Origin of the sequence: Streptomyces sp. NPDC021225 (assembly GCF_044332865.1) — a bacterium.
Taxonomy (GTDB): Bacteria; Actinomycetota; Actinomycetes; order Streptomycetales; family Streptomycetaceae; genus Streptomyces.
The window spans coordinates 693024-714425 of record NZ_JBIRPV010000002.1; the positions used below are offsets into that span (position 1 = coordinate 693024).

General features: G+C 70.0%; 21 protein-coding genes and 1 pseudogene. 9 read left to right on the forward strand and 13 right to left on the reverse strand.

Annotation, left to right across the window (positions count from 1 at the left end; translation table 11 throughout):
* The first annotated feature begins 76 nt into the window (after nucleotides 1–76).
* Nucleotides 77–904, forward strand: coding sequence for an alpha/beta fold hydrolase (locus ACH4S9_RS11270; protein ID WP_398371239.1), 828 nt, complete (start codon nucleotides 77–79; stop codon nucleotides 902–904).
* Nucleotides 905–919: 15 nt separating this feature from the next.
* On the opposite strand, the gene ACH4S9_RS11275 is transcribed toward ACH4S9_RS11270, so the two are convergent.
* The 6 genes from ACH4S9_RS11275 to ACH4S9_RS11300 all read right to left on the reverse strand — a co-directional run bounded on the left by ACH4S9_RS11275 (nucleotide 920) and on the right by ACH4S9_RS11300 (nucleotide 5011).
* Nucleotides 920–1411, reverse strand: coding sequence for a hypothetical protein (locus tag ACH4S9_RS11275; RefSeq protein ID WP_398371241.1), 492 nt, complete (start codon nucleotides 1409–1411; stop codon nucleotides 920–922).
* On the reverse strand, nucleotides 1395–1886 hold the full coding sequence (locus ACH4S9_RS11280) for an RNA polymerase sigma factor (RefSeq protein WP_311729785.1): 492 nt from the start codon (nucleotides 1884–1886) through the stop codon (nucleotides 1395–1397). The genes ACH4S9_RS11275 and ACH4S9_RS11280 overlap by 17 nt, the downstream gene beginning before the upstream one ends.
* 90 nt (nucleotides 1887–1976) lie before the next feature.
* Nucleotides 1977–2600: a class F sortase gene (locus ACH4S9_RS11285; RefSeq protein ID WP_398371243.1), complete on the reverse strand. Its 624-nt coding sequence runs from the start codon at nucleotides 2598–2600 to the stop codon at nucleotides 1977–1979.
* Nucleotides 2597–2992, reverse strand: a complete 396-nt coding sequence (locus tag ACH4S9_RS11290) for a sortase-dependent protein (RefSeq protein WP_311729787.1) — start codon at nucleotides 2990–2992, stop codon at nucleotides 2597–2599. Before ACH4S9_RS11290 ends, ACH4S9_RS11285 begins: the two co-directional genes overlap by 4 nt.
* A gap of 112 nt (nucleotides 2993–3104) precedes the next feature.
* Nucleotides 3105–3752 (reverse strand): response regulator transcription factor, encoded by a 648-nt coding sequence (locus ACH4S9_RS11295; RefSeq protein WP_311729788.1) that lies wholly within the window; start codon nucleotides 3750–3752, stop codon nucleotides 3105–3107.
* Nucleotides 3737–5011 (reverse strand): histidine kinase, encoded by a 1275-nt coding sequence (locus ACH4S9_RS11300; RefSeq protein ID WP_311729789.1) that lies wholly within the window; start codon nucleotides 5009–5011, stop codon nucleotides 3737–3739. The genes ACH4S9_RS11295 and ACH4S9_RS11300 overlap by 16 nt, the downstream gene beginning before the upstream one ends.
* A gap of 178 nt (nucleotides 5012–5189) precedes the next feature.
* On the opposite strand from ACH4S9_RS11300, the gene ACH4S9_RS11305 reads away from it, so the two are divergent.
* Nucleotides 5190–5630: a hypothetical protein gene (locus tag ACH4S9_RS11305; protein WP_311729790.1), complete on the forward strand. Its 441-nt coding sequence runs from the start codon at nucleotides 5190–5192 to the stop codon at nucleotides 5628–5630.
* A 111-nt stretch (nucleotides 5631–5741) separates the two neighbouring features.
* Here ACH4S9_RS11305 and ACH4S9_RS11310 read toward each other — a convergent pair whose 3' ends face one another.
* Both ACH4S9_RS11310 and ACH4S9_RS11315 read right to left on the reverse strand, forming a co-directional pair.
* Entirely contained in the window at nucleotides 5742–5951 is a 210-nt protein-coding gene (locus ACH4S9_RS11310; protein ID WP_394816874.1) for a DUF397 domain-containing protein, read from the reverse strand.
* Nucleotides 5944–6453 (reverse strand): annotated as a pseudogene (locus tag ACH4S9_RS11315) (DUF5753 domain-containing protein); the annotation flags it as partial. The gene ACH4S9_RS11310 and the pseudogene ACH4S9_RS11315, both read right to left, overlap by 8 nt.
* On the opposite strand from ACH4S9_RS11315, the gene ACH4S9_RS11320 reads away from it, so the two are divergent.
* On the forward strand, nucleotides 6446–6931 hold the full coding sequence (locus ACH4S9_RS11320; protein ID WP_398371247.1) for an ATP-binding protein: 486 nt from the start codon (nucleotides 6446–6448) through the stop codon (nucleotides 6929–6931). The pseudogene ACH4S9_RS11315 and the gene ACH4S9_RS11320 sit on opposite strands and share 8 nt — an antisense overlap.
* A gap of 22 nt (nucleotides 6932–6953) precedes the next feature.
* On the opposite strand, the gene ACH4S9_RS11325 is transcribed toward ACH4S9_RS11320, so the two are convergent.
* Nucleotides 6954–7742 (reverse strand): MBL fold metallo-hydrolase, encoded by a 789-nt coding sequence (locus tag ACH4S9_RS11325; RefSeq protein ID WP_398371249.1) that lies wholly within the window; start codon nucleotides 7740–7742, stop codon nucleotides 6954–6956.
* Nucleotides 7743–8011: 269 nt separating this feature from the next.
* Between ACH4S9_RS11325 and ACH4S9_RS11330 the strand changes: the two genes are divergently transcribed.
* Together ACH4S9_RS11330 and ACH4S9_RS11335 are read left to right on the forward strand one after the other, a co-directional pair.
* On the forward strand, nucleotides 8012–8527 hold the full coding sequence (locus tag ACH4S9_RS11330; protein ID WP_385343369.1) for a hypothetical protein: 516 nt from the start codon (nucleotides 8012–8014) through the stop codon (nucleotides 8525–8527).
* Between the two features lie 81 nt (nucleotides 8528–8608).
* Nucleotides 8609–12619: a GDSL-type esterase/lipase family protein gene (locus ACH4S9_RS11335; RefSeq protein ID WP_398371251.1), complete on the forward strand. Its 4011-nt coding sequence runs from the start codon at nucleotides 8609–8611 to the stop codon at nucleotides 12617–12619.
* A 92-nt stretch (nucleotides 12620–12711) separates the two neighbouring features.
* Here ACH4S9_RS11335 and ACH4S9_RS11340 read toward each other — a convergent pair whose 3' ends face one another.
* A complete protein-coding gene (locus tag ACH4S9_RS11340; RefSeq protein WP_398371253.1) occupies nucleotides 12712–14247 on the reverse strand; it encodes a DHA2 family efflux MFS transporter permease subunit in 1536 nt (511 codons plus the stop codon).
* A gap of 96 nt (nucleotides 14248–14343) precedes the next feature.
* On the opposite strand from ACH4S9_RS11340, the gene ACH4S9_RS11345 reads away from it, so the two are divergent.
* A complete protein-coding gene (locus tag ACH4S9_RS11345; RefSeq protein WP_385343360.1) occupies nucleotides 14344–15027 on the forward strand; it encodes a TetR/AcrR family transcriptional regulator in 684 nt (227 codons plus the stop codon).
* A 67-nt stretch (nucleotides 15028–15094) separates the two neighbouring features.
* On the opposite strand, the gene mctP is transcribed toward ACH4S9_RS11345, so the two are convergent.
* The 3 genes from mctP to ACH4S9_RS11360 all read right to left on the reverse strand — a co-directional run bounded on the left by mctP (nucleotide 15095) and on the right by ACH4S9_RS11360 (nucleotide 18036).
* On the reverse strand, nucleotides 15095–16729 hold the full coding sequence (mctP, locus tag ACH4S9_RS11350; RefSeq protein ID WP_361183280.1) for a monocarboxylate uptake permease MctP: 1635 nt from the start codon (nucleotides 16727–16729) through the stop codon (nucleotides 15095–15097).
* Entirely contained in the window at nucleotides 16726–17007 is a 282-nt protein-coding gene (locus ACH4S9_RS11355; RefSeq protein WP_398371256.1) for a DUF3311 domain-containing protein, read from the reverse strand. The genes mctP and ACH4S9_RS11355 overlap by 4 nt, the downstream gene beginning before the upstream one ends.
* A gap of 201 nt (nucleotides 17008–17208) precedes the next feature.
* Nucleotides 17209–18036 (reverse strand): GntR family transcriptional regulator, encoded by an 828-nt coding sequence (locus ACH4S9_RS11360; RefSeq protein ID WP_385343414.1) that lies wholly within the window; start codon nucleotides 18034–18036, stop codon nucleotides 17209–17211.
* Between the two features lie 239 nt (nucleotides 18037–18275).
* On the opposite strand from ACH4S9_RS11360, the gene ACH4S9_RS11365 reads away from it, so the two are divergent.
* Genes ACH4S9_RS11365 through ACH4S9_RS11375 form a run of 3 tightly spaced genes read left to right on the forward strand, consistent with a single transcriptional unit; the run spans nucleotide 18276 to nucleotide 21396 of the window.
* Entirely contained in the window at nucleotides 18276–19547 is a 1272-nt protein-coding gene (locus ACH4S9_RS11365; RefSeq protein ID WP_398371258.1) for an extracellular solute-binding protein, read from the forward strand.
* A 5-nt stretch (nucleotides 19548–19552) separates the two neighbouring features.
* Nucleotides 19553–20569 (forward strand): carbohydrate ABC transporter permease, encoded by a 1017-nt coding sequence (locus ACH4S9_RS11370; protein WP_398371260.1) that lies wholly within the window; start codon nucleotides 19553–19555, stop codon nucleotides 20567–20569.
* Nucleotides 20566–21396 (forward strand): carbohydrate ABC transporter permease, encoded by an 831-nt coding sequence (locus ACH4S9_RS11375; RefSeq protein ID WP_311729801.1) that lies wholly within the window; start codon nucleotides 20566–20568, stop codon nucleotides 21394–21396. Before ACH4S9_RS11370 ends, ACH4S9_RS11375 begins: the two co-directional genes overlap by 4 nt.
* The last annotated feature ends 6 nt before the right edge of the window (nucleotides 21397–21402 follow it).

Here is a 21402-nt window from a genome sequence, read left to right on the forward strand (position 1 = left end):
CCCGGGAGCGGGTGCGGGTGCGCCATCACCATAACCGGGTTGTATAACTCGGTTATGGCATGGCAGGGTGCGACCCATGCCCACCTTCTCCGCACCTGACGGAACCGAACTCGCCTACCGCGTACACGGAGACGGCGACCCGGTCGTCTGCATCCCCGGGGGTCCCACGGACGCCGGCTACCTCGGCGATCTCGGCGGCCTGTCCGCGCACCGCCGGCTGATCGTTCTCGACCTTCGCGGCACCGGCCGGTCCGCGATCCCCGAGGACGTCTCCTCGTACCGCTGCGACCGACTGGTCGACGACGTCGAGGCGCTGCGCGCACACCTCGGGCTCGCCAGGATGGACGTGCTCGCGCACTCCGCGGGCGTGAACATCGCGGCGCAATACGCGGCCCGACACCCGAAGCGCCTCGGCAGGCTCGCCCTGATCGGCCCCAGCACCCGAGCCGTCGGCATAGCGATCACCGGGGAGACGCGGCGCGAGCTCGCGCGGCTGCGGAAGGACGAGCCGTGGTTCCCGGCGGCGTTCACGGCCCTGGAGGCGATCACCGAGGGCAGGGGCGGCGATGGGGACGCCATCGCCCCCTTCTTCTGGGGCCGGTGGGACGCCGCGGCGCGGAAGCACCATGCGGCCGCCCGGCCGAGCAACAAGGAAGCCGTCGCCCTTTTCGGGGCCGAGGGCGCCTTCGACCCGGAGGCCACTCGCGCGGCGCTCGCGGCCTGCGAGGCCCCCGTCCTGCTGCTCGCCGGTGAGTACGACCTGAACAGCCCTCCCGAGTCGGTGGCCGAGTTCGCGGAGCTGTTCCCCGACGCCACGCTCGTCGTGCAGCCGGGGGCGGGGCACTATCCCTGGCTGGACGACGCGGACCGGTTCACCGCGACCACCGCGGCGTTCCTGGGCTGAGGACGGAGGCCCCGCCTACGACCGGGGCTCCGGTTCGGCGGGGGTGGAGGTCCGGCGCTTCGTCGGCTGGTCCAGCGGCGTGGTCGGCCGCACCGGTGCGCGGGTGGGGTCGGCCCGGCCGCTCGGGGTGGCGGTGGTGCCGGGGGTGTTGCTCTGGGGCCGCTGGGTGGGGCGGGGGGTGACGCGTTCGGGCGACGACGACGGGGTGGGGGTCGCCGACGGGGCCGGGGACGCGGTACGGCCGCTCGCCGGCGGGGCCAGGGGGACCGACGGGGGCGCGGGCGACTCGCGCGTCGCCAGGTGGAGCGGCAGCGCGACCAGGGCCGCGACGGCACAGGACACGCCGACCCCGGCCGCCGTGCGGAGCACCCGACGGCGGGTCGCGGTGCGGCGGATCGCCTCGTATCGGCCGGGGGGCGGGGCGAGGCGGTCGGAGGCGGGCCGGAGGATCACCGCGAGAGGGTCGTCGGGCTCGAACTCCGGGCCGTCGTCAAGGCGTGTGGTCAAGGCTTCTCCTCAGGTGGGCGCGGAGCAGTTCGCGGGCCGCGTGGAGGTCGGCCTTGACGGTTCCTTCCTTGCGCCCGGTCAGTACGGACACGTCCCGGACCGGCATGTCAGCGTAGTAGTGCAGCAGGATCGGGACACGCAGCCGTTCCGGCAGCGACTGCACGAGCAGCCGCACCGACGGGTCGCCCTGTTCGGCGTGGGGGCGGACGGCGGCTTCGGCGGTGACCCGGCGCAGGGCCCTGCGCTCGCGCTCCAGCTTGCGCCAGTGATCCCGGACGAGGTTTGCCGCGGTGACATAGAGGAAGCCGCGGGGTTCCTCCACGGACGTCCACCGGGCCCAGAGCCGGGTGAACGCCTCCGAGGCGATCTCGTGCGCCGTCTCGTCGTCGTCGACGAGCCTGCGGCACCAGCCGGCGAGGCGCGGGTAGAAGGCGGCGAACAGCTCGGACGCCGCCTTGTCACGGGACCGTTTCAACGCTCTCCATGGCCGTGATGGCACTCGTAGGGGAGGATCCCGGGCCCGGCGGCGTACGTTCCGCGGGCCCGGGATCCGGTGGGGGGTGGGTCAGGGGCTGGTGGGGCTCAGAGCGGCGAAGACGATCACGTTGTCGCGGTACACACTGCCGCTACGAGGGCCACCACATGTGATCAGCCGCAGTTCCGGGCGGTCCACGTTCCCGTAGACGTCGTCCGCCGGGAAGTCCGCCTTGGCGACCGTCCGTACGCTGCTGACGGCGAACACCGCCGCGGTGCCGTTCTCCAGGCGCGCCTCGATCCGGTCGCCCCGGTGCAGCCGCGACAGGTGACGGAAGACCCCATCCCCGTAGGCGCCGACCGTGACATGGCCGAGGATGACCGACGGGCCGACCTGCCCCGGTGTCGGCGAGTCCCGGTACCAGCCCGCCCGGTCGTGCGCCGTGATCGGGGGCACCTGCACGGTGCCGTCCGCCGCCAAACCCAGCCGCATGACCGGGGTGTCCACCCCGATGGCCGGGATCCGCAGCCTGACCGGGGCCGAACGCGCAAGGGCGCGCGCCCTCTTCACGGGGGTCGAGGACGGCGGGGGCGTGCTCTCGCGGTGCCCGGCCGTGGTCTGCCGGGTCCGCGGGGCCTGGTTGCCGCCACCACAGCCCACGAGCAGCGAAGCCATCGCCGCGGTGGCGAACGCGCGCCTGGAGACGGGGGTCATGCCCCGGTGGCCCGCCGGCGGCGTACGACGAAGACGGCCGCGCCACCAGCGGCCAGCAGCGCGGCGGCGCCCCCGCCGATCAGCGCGCCCTCGGCCCCGGACCCCGAGGACTCCTCCGCCACCCCGGTGTTCGGCGCGCCCTTCGGCACCGCGCGGACCTGGGGTTCGGCCCGCTTCTGGGCCGATTCGTCGCGGGGGGTCGGGACGGCGGTGGCGGGGGACTTGGACGGTTCGATGCTCGGAGCCTGGTCGGCGGGGGCCGGCGTCTTGGTCGGTTCGGCGCTGACGGTGGGCTTGGGAACCGGGGTCGCCTCGTCGGCGAACGCGGGCCCGGTGCTCGCCAGCACAGCGGTGCACGCGAGTGCCACGGCACTGAGGACAGTTCGGCGCATCTGATCGCTCTCTCTCGTCGGTCCGCCTGGCCGGTACCCGGCGGGCTGGGTTACGGATCGAGCGGAGAGACGAGGCAGCGGCGGCGCGGGTTGTAAAGAGATGGCAAAGCCGTCAGGGCTTGTTCAGGTAGGTGAGCACGGCGAGGACGCGGCGGTTGCTGCTGTCGTCGTCGGTGATGCCGAGTTTGCCGAACATGGAGGTGGTGTACTTGCTGATGGCGCTGTCGCTGAGGAACAGCCGCCGGCCGATGGCCTGGTTGGACAGTCCTTCGGCCATGAGGCCGAGCACGGAGTATTCGCGTTCGGTGAGCCCTCCGAGCCGTCGGTTCGAGGCCCCGCTGGACAGCAGTTTGGCGATGACGGCCGGGTCCATGGCGGTACCGCCGGCGGCGACGCGCTCCAGGGCGTCGATGAACTGATCGGCGTCGAAGACGCTCTCCTTGAGGAAGTAGCCGATGCCACCGGCGCCGTCGGCCAGCAGCTCGCGGGCGTACAGCTGCTCGACGTACTGGGAGAGGATGAGGACCGGCAGTCCGGGCAGTTCGCGGCGGGCGGCGAGAGCCGCCCGCAGGCCCTCGTCCGACTGGCTCGGCGGCATGCGGACGTCGACAACGGCGACATCCGGCCGCCATGTCAGCAGCGCGTCGAGCGTCTCGGGTCCGGTGGCCGCCGTCGCCACCACCTCGTGTCCGCACGCCTCGATGAGGCGGACCATCCCGTCACGCAGCAGGTAGAGATCTTCGGCTACAACGATTCGCACGGCACCATCATCCTCGCGCGGGTCGGGCCGCCCGCCGGGCTGGTGACCTCCAGGGTGCCGTCGAAGACCGCGAGACGGCGGCGCAGCCCCGCGAGCCCTCCGTCGGTCCGCACGCGGGCCCCGCCCCGGCCGTTGTCCTCGACATCGATGACGATGGCGGTGTCGTCCCGGGCGATGGAGATCCGCGCCCGGGTCGCATGGGCGTGCTTGACCGCGTTGGTCAGCAGTTCGGTGGTTCCGAAGTACAGGGCGGACTCGATCGGCGGGTCCAGGCTGAGCCGAACGTCGGCGCTGACCGCCGCTTCGAGCGGGCTGTCCAGGACGAGGGCGCGCACGGCATCGACGAGCCCCCGGTCGTTCAGCACCGGCGGGTTGATTCCCTGGACCAGGTCGCGGAGTTCGGTCAGCGATGTGGCGGCGCCGACCCGCGCTTCCCTCATCAGTGCCCTGGCCTGGTCGGGGTCGGTCTCCATCAGCTTCTCCGCGGTCGCCAGGGAGAGCCCGAGCGCGACGAGGCGTGCCTGCGCCCCGTCGTGCAGGTCGCGTTCGATCCGGCGGATCTCGGCGGCCTGCGCGACCGTCGTGTCCGCGCGCTGGGCGGTCAGCTCGTCCACCCGGTCCGCCAGCGCCATCGCGGGCGACGGGCCCAGGAAGCGGACGGCCACCGGTTCGACGGGCCGCCAGGCGTACGGGGCCCCGGCGAGGGCCACGACCAGGCCGAGCGCCCCGACGACGCGCCCGGCGGGCCCCGACTCGCCCTGGCCGAGCGAACCGAGCCCGAGGACCGCCGCGGCCACCCCGGCCGGCGGAAGGGACGCCACCAGGCCCGCGGTGAGCGGCGCGATCGCCGTGAACCGCAGGTCGCGCCAGTTGGCGGGGTCCTTCCACCGGACCCGCCACCTCTGGTCCAGGAGGGCGTCGCGCTTGGTGCGCTCGTACCCGAAGCCGTTCCACCAGTACCCGGTGGACATCCGCGTCACCGGCCCGGCCTGCCGGTATCCGTCGGGGACGACGGTGGCGGTCCACCGCGCGACGAGATGGCGGACCATCCGGCACACCGGGCGGGCCAGGCCGAGCGTGCCCACGCACACCAGCACCAGCGGCGCGACCCACGACCACGGGTTGCCCGCCCCCCACCAGATCCCCAGTGTCACGGCGGCCCCCCACACCGCCGGGACCAGCATGCTGACGACCACCACGACACACCCCCGCACAAACCCCACGCAGGCGTCAGTCGCCCACGACACCACCTGTCGCATGACCCTTCCGTCTCCTTCAACACGGTGCGCCGACCTGGCCGGTACGGCTCGCTGCTGCCACTGTGCACCGCACGGAGCCGGACGCCCGCCGGATCGGCCGCGAAGTGGGTCTGGCCCCACCCGGCTGTGGGTCCAGGCGCATACCGCCTCGGCCAAGCGCTTCGTAGCGTCGGTGAGCATGGACACCAACACGCACACCACGACCGAGGCGGCACTCCTCGACAACCCCCGCGCCCAAGGGGCTCTCGACACGGCGAAGAGCAGCATCAAGGTTTACGGCGCGCTCAGCGCCGTCGCCCTCCTGGCGGTCGTCGTGGTGTCGAGCAGCGGGCACATGGTGAACACGTTCATGTGGGTCCGGGCAGTCCTGCTGCCGGTCGTCACCGCGCTGATCTACCGGATGGCCATCTCCGCTTCCCGGGGATCCCGACGGGCCTTCGAGCGCGTGAGCACCCTCGCCGTCATCATGCCGATCGCGATCATCGGCGTCGACCTGATCCCGGGTGTCTGCCCGCCGTGGTACGTCGTGACGCAGGTCGTCTGCATGCTGCCCATCATCCGCGTCGCCTTCCTCACCCGCGGCTCCGCACTGCGCGCCGCCTTCCCCAAGGGGCGCTGAGCTACCGGTCGGTCAGTTCGGCGGGGTCCTCGGCACCGTCGCTGCGGCTCCACCGGCGCAGCACGGCGTCGAAGTCAGCTGTACGCGGCCTGAGGGTTTTAGGGTCGATGCTCATGTCCTGCGGAGGTGGTCGAGGTGGCCTGCCTTGGCGCTGCGTATGAGGGCGCGGAGGGCGGCGGGGGTGGTGGTGAGGATGGTGTCGGGCTCGTCGCTCTCGCGGAGCCGGACGGTGGCGTCGTCGGTCGAGGAGACGTAGAGGCAGGCGTTGCCTTCGGCGCTGTACGAGGACTTTTGCCAATTGCGAGAGGACAACTCATTCACCTTCCAGGGTGCGGATGATGTTCCGGATGAGGTCACGCGACTCGTGCTCCGTGAGGGCGACCGCCTCCATACGGTCCAGCACGACGCGGTACTTTTCCAACTGCGCTGCGGCGTCGAGTAGTTCGGAGCCATATTCCGCATCAAGCTGCACCGTGTCCAGCTGTGGGACAGGCCCGGTGGCGTAGCAGACGGACTGTCCCGAGCCCGGGAACGATCCGGCCTCGAAGGGGATCACCAGCACCCTGATGTGCTTGCGCTCGCTCATGTCGAGGATGTGCCGCAGCTGCCCTCGCGCGGTTTCCGGGCCACCGAAACGCATGCGCAAAGCAGCTTCGTGGACGATCGTCGTATATGGCGTGGGGTTGTCGCGATACAGAATCGCCTGGCGTTTGATGCGGTGCGAGACACGGTGTTCCACGTCGGGAGGAGGCAGCTGTGGCACAGCCTGCCGGAAGATCTCCCGAGCATGCTCGGGGGTCTGCAGCAGGCCAGGGATGTGGGCGATGGAAAACCCCTGGTCATACTCCCTCCGCCTGCCTCACGACCCCCGTGCCGCCGCCATCGCCCGAACCACCCTGCGGGCCGTACTCGCCTGGCACGGTATGCGAGAACTGACGGACCCAGCGGAGCTCGTGACGTCGGAAATGGTGGCCAACGCCTACCGTCACACCACCGGCCCGGCGGAAATGCGCATCCGCGCCGTCGAAGAGGGCCGCCTCCGCGTCAGCATCTGGGACACCAACCCCGACATCCCGCCGCCCTTCGACAAGCCCCCGGCCCTCTTCGGCCGCTCGGCCGCCCTCGCCGAAGCCGCCGCGAACACCGAGGCCACGTACGGGCGCGGGCTGCTCATCGTGCGGATCTGTGCGGACAACTGGGGCGGCTACGCCCTCGCCGACGAACTGTTCGGGGTCAGCGGCAAGCTGCTCTGGTTCGAGCTCGCGCCGACACCCTGTGATGCCTTCGACATCGCGGCCTGAGGCGGCCCACGGCGCAGGCGAGTCAGCCGACCACGAACGTGGCGCCGGGTGCGGCGTAGTCGACCGGACCGGGGAAACGGGCCGAGGCCCGGGCCACGGCCTGCTGCGGGGTGAGGAAGCGGCCGACATGCGTGACGATCAACCGTCCCGCCCCGGCCGCGCGGGCGGTGTCGCCGGTGTCCTCGGGCGTGTGGTGGACCTGTTCCCCCGTGCTCGGCCGCTCCGCGCTCTCCGCCTCGCACAGCAGCACATCGCACCCCTCGGCCAGGCTGGTGAGGCCGGCACACGGGGCGGTGTCCCCGGAGTAGACCAAGGACCGGCCCTCGGCCTCGGCGCGCAGGGCGAAGGCGGGGATGCCGTGCGCCACCGCGCGGCTGGTGAGGGTGAGCGCGCCGACGCGCGCCTGGTGGCCGTCGTGCAGTTCGTCGATGGCGAAGGCGGACTCGACCGGGCTGCGCTCGGAGGTGTTGGTGAGGAAGTGCGCGAGCCGGTCGGCGATGCCCGGCGGGCCGTAGAGGGGGATGGGCGCGGCGAGCCGGATGTCCGCGAAGAGCGCGCCGTAGTAGGCGGTGAGCAGGTCCGCGCTGTGGTCGGCGTGCAGATGTGAGATCCAGATCGCGTCCAGCTCGTCGAGCCGGACATAGCGTTGCAGCGGGCCGAGTGTCCCGGTGCCCGCGTCCACCCAGACGCGGGTGTCGCCACTGGACACGAGGTAACCGGAGCAGGGGTTGTCGACGCTCGGGTACGGCGTGGCGCAACCGAGGACGGTGAGGCGCAGGCCCTGGGAGCTGTTCATGTCTTCTGTGCGCATACGTTCCCTCTCGGACGTCCTCTGCCGGTCCTTCAGACGGCAGCGGCGCCAGGCGTCGCCCTCCGTGGACGCATCATCAACGAAGTGGGTACTTCCGGTCAAAGACGTCCCGACGGCCGCATGACACTCTGAAAGCGATTGACGCTGCTGGGATATCCCTCGGGATTTCGAGCATCTCAGCCGCGGAAAACTTACCCCCGGGAAATCCACACGCAGACAACGAGGGGACACGTATGTCCATTTCCCCAGGAGCCACCATACGAGTTGCCGTGGCCACTGCCGCGCTCGCGGCGCTCGGCTTCACCGCTCCGCAGGCATCCGCCGCCGAGACGGCCTCCGTCGTCGATTTGGTCGCGCCCCAGGCGGACGAAGAGACCCGAAGGATAGCCGCTGAGGACCCGCAGGCGGTCCAGGCTGCGGCCACGCTGTGCGGCTCGGGCTATGAGCTCTCCGACGCCGATCAGCTTCCCGAAACGGACTGGAGACTGGGAACGCTCTTTCTCTACTTGAAAGCCGGCGCGGGGAGTTCGTGGCGCGGGTGCCAAATCTTCGACAACAACACCGGCAGCACGAAATACATGAAGCTCAAGGTGTGTGACAACAAGACCGACAATCCTCCCTGCGACACGGACGAAGGAAACTTCAGCCAGTACGCGGGCCCGGTGTACACGGGCACTCAATGGAAATACCCGCAGTGCGCCAGGGTCACCGCGATCATGAAGAACTCCCAGAGCTCCGGCACGGCCCTCATCGACGCCGTGAGGGTGGCGGGTTCGTGTAACTGACGGGCAATCCCCGGCAGCGTCCTCCGGTCGCACCGGCGCCGGAGGGCGGTGTCGAGCTTTTTCGCCCGGAAAGGGGCAGGGATGAAACACCGGCACGGATTACGTACCACTCCGCTCTGGGGGACGGGAGCACTGGCCGTCGCGCTGGCCGCCGGTCTGCTTCAGGCACCGGCGGTGCGAGCCGACGAGGCGTCGTCGTCCTCAGTCCACGAGGCCGACAAGCAGGTCCCGGGACAGTCGCTTGCCGACGCGGTCGAGCCCGATGAGCGCGCCGCCGTCCTGGGTGAGGGTTACCGAACATCCGGTGACCGGGCGTGGACCACGTCCGGGGACGCCACCGGCTTCCACGTTCTGGTGGCGGAGGCCAAGGGCGGCTACCGCTGGAAGACCGCCGCCACGCTCTCCGAGCCCGGATTCGACACCGACGCCTGGATCGGAAACGCCTGCGTGACGGAATCCGGCACCCGCGCGGTCGTCGCCTATGCGCCGCGCACCTTCACCAACAAGCCCGAGTTGATGAGCAGGGGCGCGTTCACCGCTGTCGTCGACCTCGGCAGCGGGAAGGTCACCAAGCTGCCGGTGCAGTCGTCGCTGGCGTACTTCTCGCCGGGCTGTGGTCATGGCGAGCGGGCGGTGCTGTCCCAGCTCACCGATGACGGCATGGCCGAGAACGCCACCCGTCTGATCACCGTCGACGCCGCGGCGGGCAGGGCCCTCAAGCCGCTGGAGGCCAAGGGGCAGATCACCTCCGCCATCCCCTACGACAAGGACGAGATCGTCGCCGCGGACGGAACCCGTCTGGTGAAGATCGACAAGCGGGGGAAGCGGACGAAGATCGCCGACACCGCCGGCATACCGTTCCAGATCACCAAGGACGCCGCCGACGGCATCAGCTACCTGGACCGGGCCGGTCGCGAGGCGAAGACGGGAAAGACCTTCGGACACGTCCGACATGTGGCCGCCGGGGCCATCGATGCGGCCGGCCGCGGCGGGACGGAGCCCGAGCCGAGACTGGTGGCCTCCGGTGAGCTGACCGCGCTGGATCTCACCGGTTCCGCCTCCGGAGAGGTGTTCGTCACCGGGAAGGCCACCAGCCGGGGCAAGGCTCCCGTACATGTGCACAATCCCGGTGGCCTTCTCAAGGAGACAAAGGTCAGCACGCGCGGCCGCGCGGCCGTGGCATCCCGATGGGCGGCCGGTAAGGGCTCCCGTATCCGCTCCGAAGAAGCCCTGACCGAACGTACCGTCACCATCGACATCACGGTTCCGGGCACGGGGAAGGAAGTGCGGCTCGGTTCGGTGCCCGGCGCCTCGCCCGTGGCCGAACGGTGGATGTCGCTGGGACGGCGAACCTCTCCCGCTCTGGCCGTCCCGCAAGGCGTCAAGGCCGCCGCCGACCCCCACGACCCGGTCGAGTCGGAGCGGACCTGCTCGGTGCCGCGCGGTGACGTCCGCAAGCAGGCCTTCCAGCCGACGCCGCGGCAGGTCGAGTGGGCCGTCGACCAGGCTGTGATCAACGGCCTGGACAAGTGGATCAGCCGCCCGGCGAACTGGAAGAACACCGGGATGGCCGCCTACCGGCCGCAGGCTCTGTTCCCGCTGCGGGTGCTGTCCGGTGACCCCAACGGCAAGGTGGACCGCGACGAGGAACAGTGGCACATCCCGGCGCAGATCCTGCTCGGCATCACCGCGCAGGAGTCCAACATGTGGCAGGCCACCCGCTTCGCCGTGCCGGGTGTCACGTCCAACCCGCTGATCGGGAACTACTACGGCATCGCGTACGGCTCCGACGGCACCGAGGTCGACCCGTGGCGCGTCGACTGGGCGGAGGCGGACTGCGGCTACGGCATCACCCAGGTCACCGACGGCATGCGGCTGCCGGGCCACGGCCAGCCGACCCTCAGCGAGACCCAGCAGGAGGCCGTCGCCCTGGACTACACCGCGAACATCGCCGCGGGCGCGGACATCCTGGCCGAGAAGTGGAACCAGACCCGCGGCGCCGGCCTGATCATCGCGGAGGGCAGCCCGAGGTATCTGGAGAGCTGGTTCTTCGCCCTGTGGGCCTACAATTCCGGCTTCTACCCGCAGGCGGACGCCGGTGAGAACAAGGGCAAGTGGGGTGTGGGCTGGACCAACAACCCCGCGAATCCCCTGTGGAAGGCCAACCGGCTCCCGTTCCTGGAAGGCGAGAGCGGCGGTGACGACTACTCACACGCGGCGCATCCCCAGGACTGGCCCTACCAGGAGAAGGTCCTCGGCTGGGCCGCCCGGCCGATCTCCGCGCTGTTCAAGCCCGGTGACATGCAGCCCGGCTACCGCGCGGCGTGGTGGAGCCTGCCTGCGGACCGCTCCACGGTCAAACCCCCGGTGGACCTGTTCTGCGATGCCTCGAACGAGTGTGACCCGAGCCTGATCGGGCCCGAGGACGCGAACGAACCGGGCCTCGGGGCCTGTGAGCGCGAGGATCTGTACTGCTGGTGGAACAAACCCGCCCGGTGGAAACTGTGCTCCAGCGCGGCCTGTGGCAACGCGATTCACCGGTTCAACAACAGCGACTACCCGGAACAGCCCGACGAGAACTCCTACCCGCCACGCTGCATCAGCGGCCTGCCGACCGGCTCGCTGATCGTGGACGACCTGCCGAACGGCGCCGCCTACGCGGGATCGGCACCACGGCAATGCTCGGGAATCGCCTCGCGCGGCACATTCGAGTTCACCTTCGCCAACGACGGGGGGCAGTATCCCGGCAAGATCGACACCCATCAGATCGGCGCCGGCTATGGCAACCACTTCTGGTTCTCCCACACCCGCGACACCCGGGACCCGGGGGACACGGACGGCCGGCGCCTGTCCACCACCGGCACCTGGACGCTGGATCGGCAACTCGGCGGGTGGGCCCGGGTGATGGCGCACATCCCGGACCACGGCGCGCACACCCGCCAGGCGCGCTACATCATCAGGGGCACCGACTCCACCAGCCCGGTCCGGGTGGTGCCGCAGCGCACCATGGAGAACAGATGGGTGGAGCTGGGGGTGTTCCGGTTCACCGGCACGCCCCAGGTGTCACTGTCCACCGATGCGCAGGACGGCGACGGCAGCGAGGACGTCGCCTGGGACGCCGTCGCCTTCCAGCCGCTGTCGGAGAAGCCGGACGACTTCGTCGTGGCGATGGGCGACTCGTACTCGTCCGGCGAGGGAGCCTCCGCCGGCGGTGGCGGCGACTACTACCGGGAGACCGACTGGGGTGGTGACCAAGGCAAGCTGCGCAGCGCCTGCCACCGTTCCCGCAAGGCCTGGTCGCGCCAGGCGGCGCTGCCGGGCAACAGCACCAGCGTCGGGGAGCGGGTCGCCAACTGGGACCCGTCCCTGGACTTCCACATGACCGCCTGCTCCGGCGCCAAGACGCACAACCTGCTGCCCGGGAACAAGGGCGGGTACGGCGAGCTGGCCCAGCTCGACCAGGGCTACCTGGACCAGAACACCACGCTGGTGACTCTGTCGATCGGCGGCAACGACGCGCGCTTCGCCGACATCGTCTCGTTCTGCGCCATGCGGCCGGATTGCCACCTGGAGACGATGGATGACGACAGCGAGCGCCTGGAGCTCGCTCAGCCGAAGTACATGCGGAGCCAGGTCACCCCCAAGATCACCGAAGCGCTGGGCGCGATCAAGGAGAAGGCGCCCAACGCGCGGATCGTCCTGATGGGATATCCGCTGCTGTTCTCGGAGTCGGACTACGGGCGGTGCATTGCCGATGGGTCCTTCTTCAGCGACGCGGAGGTGCGGTGGTTCAACGAGATGGGCGGCGTGTTGACCGACGTCATGACCGAGGCCGCCGCGGACGCCAGGGCCGCCGGGGTGGACGTGACATTCGCCGACCCCGCAGAGGAGTTCTCCGGCAAGGGCGTCTGCGACGACCCGGAGACCATCCATGGCGTCGTGACGGACCTGACCCCCGGTGACGACCCGCTGTGGGAGTGGGGCCCCATCAAGGCCGGTACGTCCGCGCAGTCCTTCCACCCGAAGATCGAAGGAGCCCGGCTGTATGCGGATGCCCTGGAGAAGACACTGAGGCAGATGGGAAGCGCGTAACGACGACGCCGACACCACGCGAACGGGCCACCGCTCCCCAGGGGGCGGTGGCCCCGTGTATCGCCGCCTGATCGCGACGGTCGGGATGGCGCTCAGCCGCGGTCCGCGCGCCGCGACAGCAGCGCCACCGCCGCGACCGCGCCCAGCGCGACGACCGCGATGCCGCCGAGCAGTGCGTTGGCCATGCCGCTGTTGAACGCCTCGCGGGCGGCGTCGGTCAGCCGGGCTCCGGTGCGGTCGTCCAGTTCGGTGGCGGCGCGCAGGGCGCCGGCCAGGGAGTCCCGGGTGGCATCCGCCGCCTCGGCGGGCAGGCCGTGGGCCGTGTCGGCGATGTCGGAGCGGTAGGTGGAGTTGAAGACGCTGCCCAGGACGGCGATGCCGAGAACTCCGCCCAGTTCGCGGGTGAGGTCGTTGAGTGCGGAGGCGACGCCCTGCTTCTCGGGCGGCAGCGCGGCGACGATGGCCTCGGTGGCGGGGGTCGCGGCGAAGGCGATGCCCGCGCCGAGGAGGGTGGTGCTGGCGAGGAAGGGCCAGAGGCCGCCGCCGTCGACCGTCGCGGCCAGGACGCCGAGCCCGGCGGCGATCAGGGCCATGCCGAGACCCATCACGGCGCGCATCCCGTACCGCTTGGCGAATCCGGGGGCGACCGGGGAGAACAGGATCGCGCCGAGGGCCATGGAGACCAGGGCGAGCCCGGAGCGGATGGGGGAGTAGCCGAGGATCTGCTGGAGGTACTGGAGGCCGAGGAAGAAGAAGCCGAACATGGCGATCGACTCGGCCGTGATGATGAGCGAGCCCGCCGAGACGCCCGGCAGCCGGAAGACCCGTACGTCCAGCAGCGGGTGCGCGGTCCGCAGCTCCCAGCCGACGAAGGCCGCGAGGCCGACGGCGCCCAGGGCGAAGCCCGTGATCACCGAGCCGTCGGACCAGCCCAGTTCCGGGCCCTCCACGATGCCGAAGACCAGCGCCCCGATGCCGATCACCGACAGCAGGGCGCCCACGACATCGAGCCGCGCCGACTCCGTCTGCTTCGAGGCCGGGGCGATCGCGGCGGCGACGGCGAGGGCGAGGGCGGCGAGTACGGCGTTCGTCAGGAACACCGAGCGCCAGGAGTACGCCTCCAGGAGGCCGCCGGCCAGCAGTACGGCGAGCAGGCCGGAACCGAAGCTGACGCCGGACCAGATGCCGACGGCGCGGCCGCGCTCCTCGGGCGGGAAGACATGGGTGATGATCGACAGGGTCATCGGCATGACCAGGGCGGCGCCCACGCCCGCCAGGCCGCGCAGGCCGATCACCAGCGTCACCTCGTCGGTCCAGACGACGGCGCCCGAGGACAGCGCGAAGAGGGCGAGGCCCACGAGCAGGACGCCCTTGCGCCCGTAGCGGTCGCCGAGGGCGCCGCCCAGGAGCAGCAGGCCGGCGAAGGCCACGCCGTACGCGTTCATGATCCATTGCAGCTCGGACTCGGTGGCCCGCAGGTCGCGGGCGATGTCGGGCACGGCCACCAGGAGCGAGGCGAGCATGCCGACCACGACGGCGAGGGCCAGGCACATCACCACCAGGACGGCTGTCCGGCGGGCGGCGCCGGGGTGTGGCGGTGCGGTCGGCGGGGCCGTGGACTGCTGCATGGCGATCACTCCGTTTAAGCGAGCGTTTCAAACGACTGTTTCAAGTGGAGCATGAGTGGCTTGCTTGAATCAAGCGTTCGTTTAAACTCGGTGGCGATGAGCGAGCCCAAGCAGCCCACCGCCGCGCCCCCGTCCCGTCCCGCCCCGACCCGGGACCGGCTTCTCGACGCCGCCGAGCGGCTGTTCGGCGAGCACGGCTTCGCCGCCACCTCGCTCCGCACGGTGACGGTCGCGGCCGAGGCCAATGTGGCCGCGGTCAACTACCACTTCGGATCCAAGGAGGGGCTGCTGCGCGCGGTCGTCGAGCGCGCCATGGCCGAGGTCAACGGCGAGCGCCTGCGCCTGCTGGAGGAGTTGGGGGCCGCCGGTGACGGGCGGCCCGGAGTGGCGGAGCTGGTGCGCGCCTTCGTCATGACGGGCGCGCGGCTCGTGGAGCGCAGCGGGGAGCGGGGCGCGTCGGTCGCCCGGTTCCTGGGGCGGGTGATGGCCGAGCCCGACCCCGCGATCCGGCGTCTCTTCGCCACGGAGGTCGGCCCGGTGGAGGGGCGGTACCTCGACGCGCTGCGGGCGGCGCTGCCTCAGCTGTCCGCGGCGGAGGTGGCGTTCCGCTTCCGCGCCATGGTCGGCCTGCTGGGCCTGCATCAGTCGAGCGCTCTGGGCGATCTGCACCCGGGCGACGCGGCCGAGGGCGCGGCGCCGGGGGATGACGACGCCGGGCGGCTGGTCACCTTCCTGACCGCGGCGTTTCACGCGCCGCCCACCACCGGCGACGAGCGCTGACAGCCGTACGCATGCGAACGGACCGCCATCCCCCCACCAGGGAGGACGGCGGCCCGTCAGGTGTGGCTCAGTGGCCGCCGGAGGTGCCGGCCGTGGCCGGGGGGAGGTCCGCCTTGACGCCCGGGTCGCCCGCGTCCGCCTTGTAGTCGGCGGCCGTCGTCTCGTCGACGCCGTCCGGGGCCTTCACGGCGCGCAGGACGAGGGTGAGGACGACCACCACGGCGGCGTTGAGCACAAAGGCCGTGAAGCCGATGTAGCCGATCTCGCCGATCCCGGGGATCTCCTTCTGGCTGCCGCCGAAGTGCTTCTGGGTGGGGGTGGCCACGCCGTACGCCGCCATCGTGCCGTAGACCATGCCGACCGCCCAGCCGGCCAGCAGCGCCCAGCGGTGGAACCAGCGGGTGAACAGGCCGCCCACCAGGGCCGGGAAGGTCTGGAGGATCCAGACGCCGCCCAGCAGCTGGAAGTTGATCGCGACGGACTTGTCCATGCCGAGGACGAAGACCAGCGCGCCGACCTTGACCAGCAGCGAGACCAGCTTGGAGACCTTGGTCTCCTGCTCGGGCGTGGCGTTCGGCCGCAGGAAGTCCTTGTAGATGTTGCGGGTGAAGAGGTTCGCCGCCGCGATGGACATGATCGCCGCCGGGACCAGCGCGCCGATGCCGATGGCGGCGAAGGCGACGCCGGCGAACCAGTCCGGGAACATGTCCTCGAACAGCTGCGGGATGGCGAGCTGGTTGTTGTCCACCTTCACGCCCGCCGCGATCGCCATGAAGCCGAGCAGCGCCAGCAGGCCCAGCATCAGGGAGTAGAGCGGCAGGATCGTGGTGTTGCGGCGGATCACCTCGCGGCTGCGGCTGGAGAGCGTCGCGGTGATCGAGTGCGGATACATGAACAGCGCGAGCGCCGAGCCGACGGCCAGGGTGGCGTAGGCCCACTGCGCCTTCTCCCCGGGGGCCAGGGCGCCGCGCGGCGCCCCGGTCTTCGGGTTGTCGCTGGAGAGCCAGGCGCCCGCCTTGGAGAAGATGTCGTCGAAGCCGCCCAGCTTGATCGGGATGTAGATGATCGCCACCACGATGACGATGTAGATCAGCGTGTCCTTGACGAACGCGATCAGGGCGGGGGCGCGCAGACCCGAGGAGTAGGTGTACGCGGCGAGCACGCCGAAGGCGATCAGCAGCGGCAGGTCCTTGATGAACCAGTTGGTGTTCTCGCCGCCGCCCACGCCCATCACGTCCAGCACCGCCTGGATGCCGACGAGTTGGAGGGCGATGTACGGCATGGTGGCGAGGATGCCGGTGACCGCGACGGCCAGCGACAGGCTCTTGGAGCCGAAGCGGCCGCGGACGAAGTCCGAGGTGGTGACGTACCCGTGCTTGTGCGACACCGACCAGAGCCGGGGCAGGAAGAGGAAGATCAGCGGATACACCAGGATGGTGTACGGGACCGCGAAGAAGCCGGACGCGCCCGCTGCGTAGATGGCCGCCGGGACGGCCACGAAGGTGTACGCGGTGTAGAGGTCGCCACCGAGCAGGAACCAGGTGACCCAGGTGCCGAAGCTGCGGCCGCCCAGGCCCCACTCGTCGAGGTTGTTGGCGTTCTCGGCCGCCCGCCAGCGCGCGGCCATGAATCCCATGACCGTGACGGCCAGGAAGAAGAAGATGAAGACGCCGAGCGCGACGCCGTTCACGTCGTTCTTCATTCCGCCGCACCTCCCTTCTGCGCCCGCTCCGCCTCGCGCAGCGCCCGCTTCTCACGGCGGACCAGCGCATACGCGACCGCCGTCAGCACGGCTGAGACGGGCACCCAGAGCATCTGGTACCAGTAGAAGAACGGGATGCCGATGAAGGTGGGCTCGACCTTGGCGTACGAGTCGACCCACAGCAACGCCACGAAGGGGGCGACCAGGCACAGACCGACCACGACGCGCGAGGGCGTGATGACCGGTCTCCTGCCTTGTGTTTCGGATGTTCCTGACATTGGCGGTTGCTCCGTCCCGTCCGTCCCGTGGCTGAGCACCTGCGCTGAGCACCTGTGTATACAGACTGATCGTTTGCTTAATGCGCAGGAAATCTAAGCCAGAGGCCGGGCGGACGTCACTACCCGTCCGTATATCGGTATGGGAAAGAAAGGGCGTCGGAGGCGACTCGGATGACGGAGGCTCAGCCGATCGGCGTGGGCTCAGCCGTTCGGCCGCTGTAGCCGGGCCACGAACTTGTAGCGGTCCCCCCGGTAGACCGACCGCACCCACTCCACCGGCTCGCCGGCCGCGTCCAGCGAGTGGCGCGAGAGCATCAGCATCGGCAGCCCGACGTCCGTGCCCAGCAGCCCGGCCTCGCGCGGGGTGGCCAGCGAGGTCTCGATGGTCTCCTCGGCCTCCGCGAGGTGGATGTCGTACACCTCGGCCAGGGCGGTGTAGAGCGAGGAGTACTTGACCAGGCTGCGGCGCAGCGCGGGGAAGCGCTTCGCGGACAGGTGGGTGGTCTCGATGGCCATGGGCTCGCCGCTGGCCAGCCGCAGCCGCTCGATGCGCAGTACCCGGCCGCCGGTCGCGATGTCCAGGAGCCCGGCGAGCCGGTCGTCGGCGGTCACATAGCCGATGTCCAGGAGCTGGGAGGTGGGTTCCAGGCCCTGGGCCTTCATGTCCTCGGTGTACGAGGTCAGCTGGAGGGCCTGGGAGACCTTGGGCTTGGCCACGAAGGTGCCCTTGCCCTGGATCCGCTCCAGGCGTCCCTCGACGACCAGTTCCTGGAGGGCCTGGCGCACGGTGGTGCGGGAGGTGTCGAACTCGGCGGCGAGGGTGCGCTCGGGGGGGACCGGGGTGCCGGGCGGCAGGGTTTCGGTGATCTCCAGCAAGTGCCGCTTGAGCCGGTAGTACTTGGGCACGCGCGCGGTGCGCGTCCCACCGGAGCTGCTGCCGGAGCTGTTGGCGCTCTCGGCCGTGGCCGATGTGGCCGTCGTAGCCGCCGTGGCCGTGCCGGCCGTCGCCGTTGCCCCCTCGGTGTCCATCGCGCGCCCTTCCGACTCCTGATCTGCTGCCGTCACCGGCTCCTCCGTTTTCAGCGGCTCACATCGTGGCACGGCCCTGGCCTCGGACGACTGCTGCGCCCGGATGTCGTCAGGTGTCGGTCCGATAACGGAGCCTACGGCGGCTCTTGGGCACCTTGACACCCCAAAAGGTCTAGGCCAAGCTGCGGGCACTGGTCTAAACCATTAAACCTGTCTTCCGGTCCTTTGGGGAGTGTGCTGTGAAGCGTGGGCTGATAGCGGCGACGGGCGTCGCGGCAATGCTGGTGACCGTCGCGGCCTGCGGGTCCGGCGATGACGACGAGAAGACAGGGGCGGACGGCTTCAAGGGCGAGACGCTCACCGTATGGGCGATGGACGGATCCACCCCCGACGGCTGGACCAAGGACGTCAAGGCGGCGTTCGAGAAGAAGACGGGCGCCAAGCTGAAGCTGGAAGTCCAGCAGTGGAACGGCATTCAGCAGAAGGTGACCACCGCGCTCTCGGAGTCCGACCCGCCGGACGTGATCGAGATCGGTAATACCCAGACCCCCGCCTACGCCCGGACCGGCGGTCTGGCCGAGCTGACCGACCTGAAGGAGTCGATCGGCGCCGACTGGGCCGAGTCGCTCAACAAGTCCGCGGTCTACGACGGCAAGCAGTACGCCGCCCCGTGGTACGCGGCCAACCGGGTGGTGCTCTACAACAAGAAGATCTGGGCCAAGGCCGGGATCAAGGACACCCCCAAGACCCGGTCCGAGTTCTTCCAGGACCTTGACGCGATCAAGAAGAAGACGGACGCCGAGCCGATCTATCTGCCGGGCCAGAACTGGTACTTCTTCGACGGGCTGACCATCGGAACCGGCGCCGACCTCGTCAGGAAGGAAGGCGACACGTGGGTCTCCAACCTCGCCGACGCCAAGGTCGCCAAGGCCATGGACATCTACAAGCAGTACCAGTCCTTCAGTGAGGCCCCCAAGGACAAGGACGAGGCCACCCCGCAGCAGGCCGAGGTCTTCGCCAAGGGCAAGACCGGCGCCTTCATCGGAATGGGCTGGGAGGCGGCGACCGCGATCAAGGCCAACCCGAAGATCGAGCAGGACATCGGCTACTTCACCATCCCGGGGGAGACCGCGGACAAGCCGGAGGGCGTCTTCCTCGGCGGCTCCAACCTCGCGGTCGCGGCGGGCAGCAAGAAGCAGGAACTGGCCAAGGAGTTCCTGAAGATCGCACTGTCGGACACCCACGAGGGGCAGCTGGCGAAGGAAGGCGGCGTGATCCCCAACAAGGAGTCGCTCCAGTCCCAGCTCAAGGGCAACGCGGCGGCCGAGGCCGCGGCACCCGCCGCCGCGGGCGGCGGCACCACCCCGCTGATCCCCGAGTGGGCCCCGGTGGAGAACGCCCCCAACCCGATCAAGACCTATATGACCGCTGTGCTCCGGGGTAAGTCGCCCGCGGAAGCGGCCAAGTCGGTCGAGGACGAGATGAACAAGCGCCTCAGCCAGGAGCAGTAACGGCCATGGCTGTAGCGACCACACGCAAGGGCCCCGGCCCCGGCCGCCCGACGGCGGCCGGGGCCCCCGGGCGCGGAGCGCCGCCGGGCCGTACGCGCACGGGCGGCGGAGCGCCCCGGGGGCGGCGCGGCCGGCTCACCGGCACCGCGCCCTATCTGCTGCTCCTGCCCGCGCTGGCCGTCACCGTGGTGCTGCTGGGCTGGCCGATGGTGAAGAACGGCATGCTGTCGTTCCAGAACCTCAATATGCGGCAGCTGATCCAGCACCTCACCGAGTGGAACGGCGTCGACAACTACCGCGAGGCGCTGACCAGCGAGGACTTCTGGCGGGTCACCCTCAGATCGGTGGTCTTCACGGCCGTCAACGTCGTACTGATCATGGTGCTCGGGACGCTGATCGGGCTGCTGCTGGCCCGGCTCGGCAAGAAGATGAGGCTGCTGCTGTCGACCGGCCTCGTCCTCGCCTGGGCGATGCCGGTGATCGCGGCCACCACCGTCTTCCAGTGGCTCTTCGCGTCGCGCTTCGGGGTGGTCAACTGGGTCCTGGACAAGCTCGGCTGGCACTCGATGGCCGACTACAACTGGACCGGCAGCCAGTTCTCGACCTTCTTCGTCATCACTGTGCTCATCGTCTGGCAGTCGATCCCCTTCGTGGCGATCAACCTCTACGCCGCGACCACGACGATCCCCCAGGAGCTGTACGAGGCGGCCGCGCTGGACGGCGCCGGGGCCTGGCGCGGCTTCACCTCCGTGACCCTGCCCTTCCTCAAGCCGTTCCTGTTCGCCACGACCTTCCTCGAAGTGATCTGGGTCTTCAAGTCGTTCGCCCAGGTCTTCGCGATCAACGAGGGCGGCCCGGAGCGGCTCACCGAGACCCTTCCCGTCTACGCGTTCATCGAGGGCGTGGGCAACCAGCACTACGGCATGGGAGCCGCGATCTCGCTGCTGACCATCCTCGTCCTGCTGGCCCTGACCTCCTACTACCTTCGGATCGTGCTCAAGCAGGAGGAGGACGAGCTGTGAAACGCTCGCTGGCCGGGCGGCTGTGGCCCAATGCGACGGCGGTCGTCCTCTTCGTCGCCTTCGTGTTCCCCGTCTACTGGATGTTCAGCACGGCCCTCAAGCCCACCTCGGACATCATCTCCGAGGACCCGGTCTGGTTCCCGGCCGACGCCACCTTCGAGCACTTCGGGACGGCCATCGACGCCGAGAACTTCTGGACCCTGGTGGGCAACTCCCTCACCGTGACCGTCTCGGCGGTGGCGCTCTCCCTGGTGATCGCGCTCCTGGCGTCCTTCGCCCTGGCCCGGATGCGCTTCAAGGGGCGGCGCGGCTTCCTGGTGACCTTCATGATCGCCCAGATGGCGCCCTGGGAGGTCATGGTCATCGCGATCTACATGATCGTCCGCGATGGCGAGATGCTGAACAGCCTGGTGCCGCTGACCCTCTTCTACATGGTCATGGTGCTGCCCTTCACCGTCCTCACCCTCCGCTCCTATGTCGCCGCCGTGCCCAAGGAGCTGGAGGAGTCGGCGATGGTCGACGGCTGCACCCGGCCGCAGGCGTTCACCCGGGTGATCTTCCCGCTGCTGGCGCCCGGCCTGATGGCCACCTCGCTGTTCGGCTTCATCACGGCCTGGAACGAGTTCCCGCTCGTGCTCATCCTGAACAAGGACGCCGAGGCCCAGACGCTGCCGCTGTGGCTGTCCAGCTTCCAGAGCAACTTCGGCGACGACTGGGGCGCCACCATGGCCGCCGCCTCGCTCTTCGCCCTCCCCATCCTCCTCCTGTTCCTCTTCCTGCAACGCAAGGCGGTCGGTGGTCTCACTTCCGGCGCTGTGAAGGGATGATCCCTC

Excerpts from the sequence above, each read along its gene's own strand:
- ACH4S9_RS11270 (WP_398371239.1), top strand. The coding sequence starts at position 77 with ATGCCCACCTTCTCCGCACCTGACGGAACCGAACTCGCCTACCGCGTA.
- ACH4S9_RS11340 (WP_398371253.1), bottom strand. The coding sequence starts at position 14,247 with ATGCAGCAGTCCACGGCCCCGCCGACCGCACCGCCACACCCCGGCGCC.
- ACH4S9_RS11345 (WP_385343360.1), top strand. The coding sequence starts at position 14,344 with ATGAGCGAGCCCAAGCAGCCCACCGCCGCGCCCCCGTCCCGTCCCGCC.
- ACH4S9_RS11370 (WP_398371260.1), top strand. The coding sequence starts at position 19,553 with ATGGCTGTAGCGACCACACGCAAGGGCCCCGGCCCCGGCCGCCCGACG.
- ACH4S9_RS11290 (WP_311729787.1), bottom strand. The coding sequence starts at position 2,992 with ATGCGCCGAACTGTCCTCAGTGCCGTGGCACTCGCGTGCACCGCTGTG.
- ACH4S9_RS11305 (WP_311729790.1), top strand. The coding sequence starts at position 5,190 with ATGGACACCAACACGCACACCACGACCGAGGCGGCACTCCTCGACAAC.
- mctP (WP_361183280.1), bottom strand. The coding sequence starts at position 16,729 with ATGAAGAACGACGTGAACGGCGTCGCGCTCGGCGTCTTCATCTTCTTC.
- ACH4S9_RS11320 (WP_398371247.1), top strand. The coding sequence starts at position 6,446 with ATGTGGGCGATGGAAAACCCCTGGTCATACTCCCTCCGCCTGCCTCAC.
- ACH4S9_RS11325 (WP_398371249.1), bottom strand. The coding sequence starts at position 7,742 with ATGCGCACAGAAGACATGAACAGCTCCCAGGGCCTGCGCCTCACCGTC.
- ACH4S9_RS11335 (WP_398371251.1), top strand. The coding sequence starts at position 8,609 with ATGAAACACCGGCACGGATTACGTACCACTCCGCTCTGGGGGACGGGA.
- ACH4S9_RS11285 (WP_398371243.1), bottom strand. The coding sequence starts at position 2,600 with ATGACCCCCGTCTCCAGGCGCGCGTTCGCCACCGCGGCGATGGCTTCG.
- ACH4S9_RS11355 (WP_398371256.1), bottom strand. The coding sequence starts at position 17,007 with ATGTCAGGAACATCCGAAACACAAGGCAGGAGACCGGTCATCACGCCC.
- ACH4S9_RS11300 (WP_311729789.1), bottom strand. The coding sequence starts at position 5,011 with ATGCGACAGGTGGTGTCGTGGGCGACTGACGCCTGCGTGGGGTTTGTG.
- ACH4S9_RS11360 (WP_385343414.1), bottom strand. The coding sequence starts at position 18,036 with ATGGACACCGAGGGGGCAACGGCGACGGCCGGCACGGCCACGGCGGCT.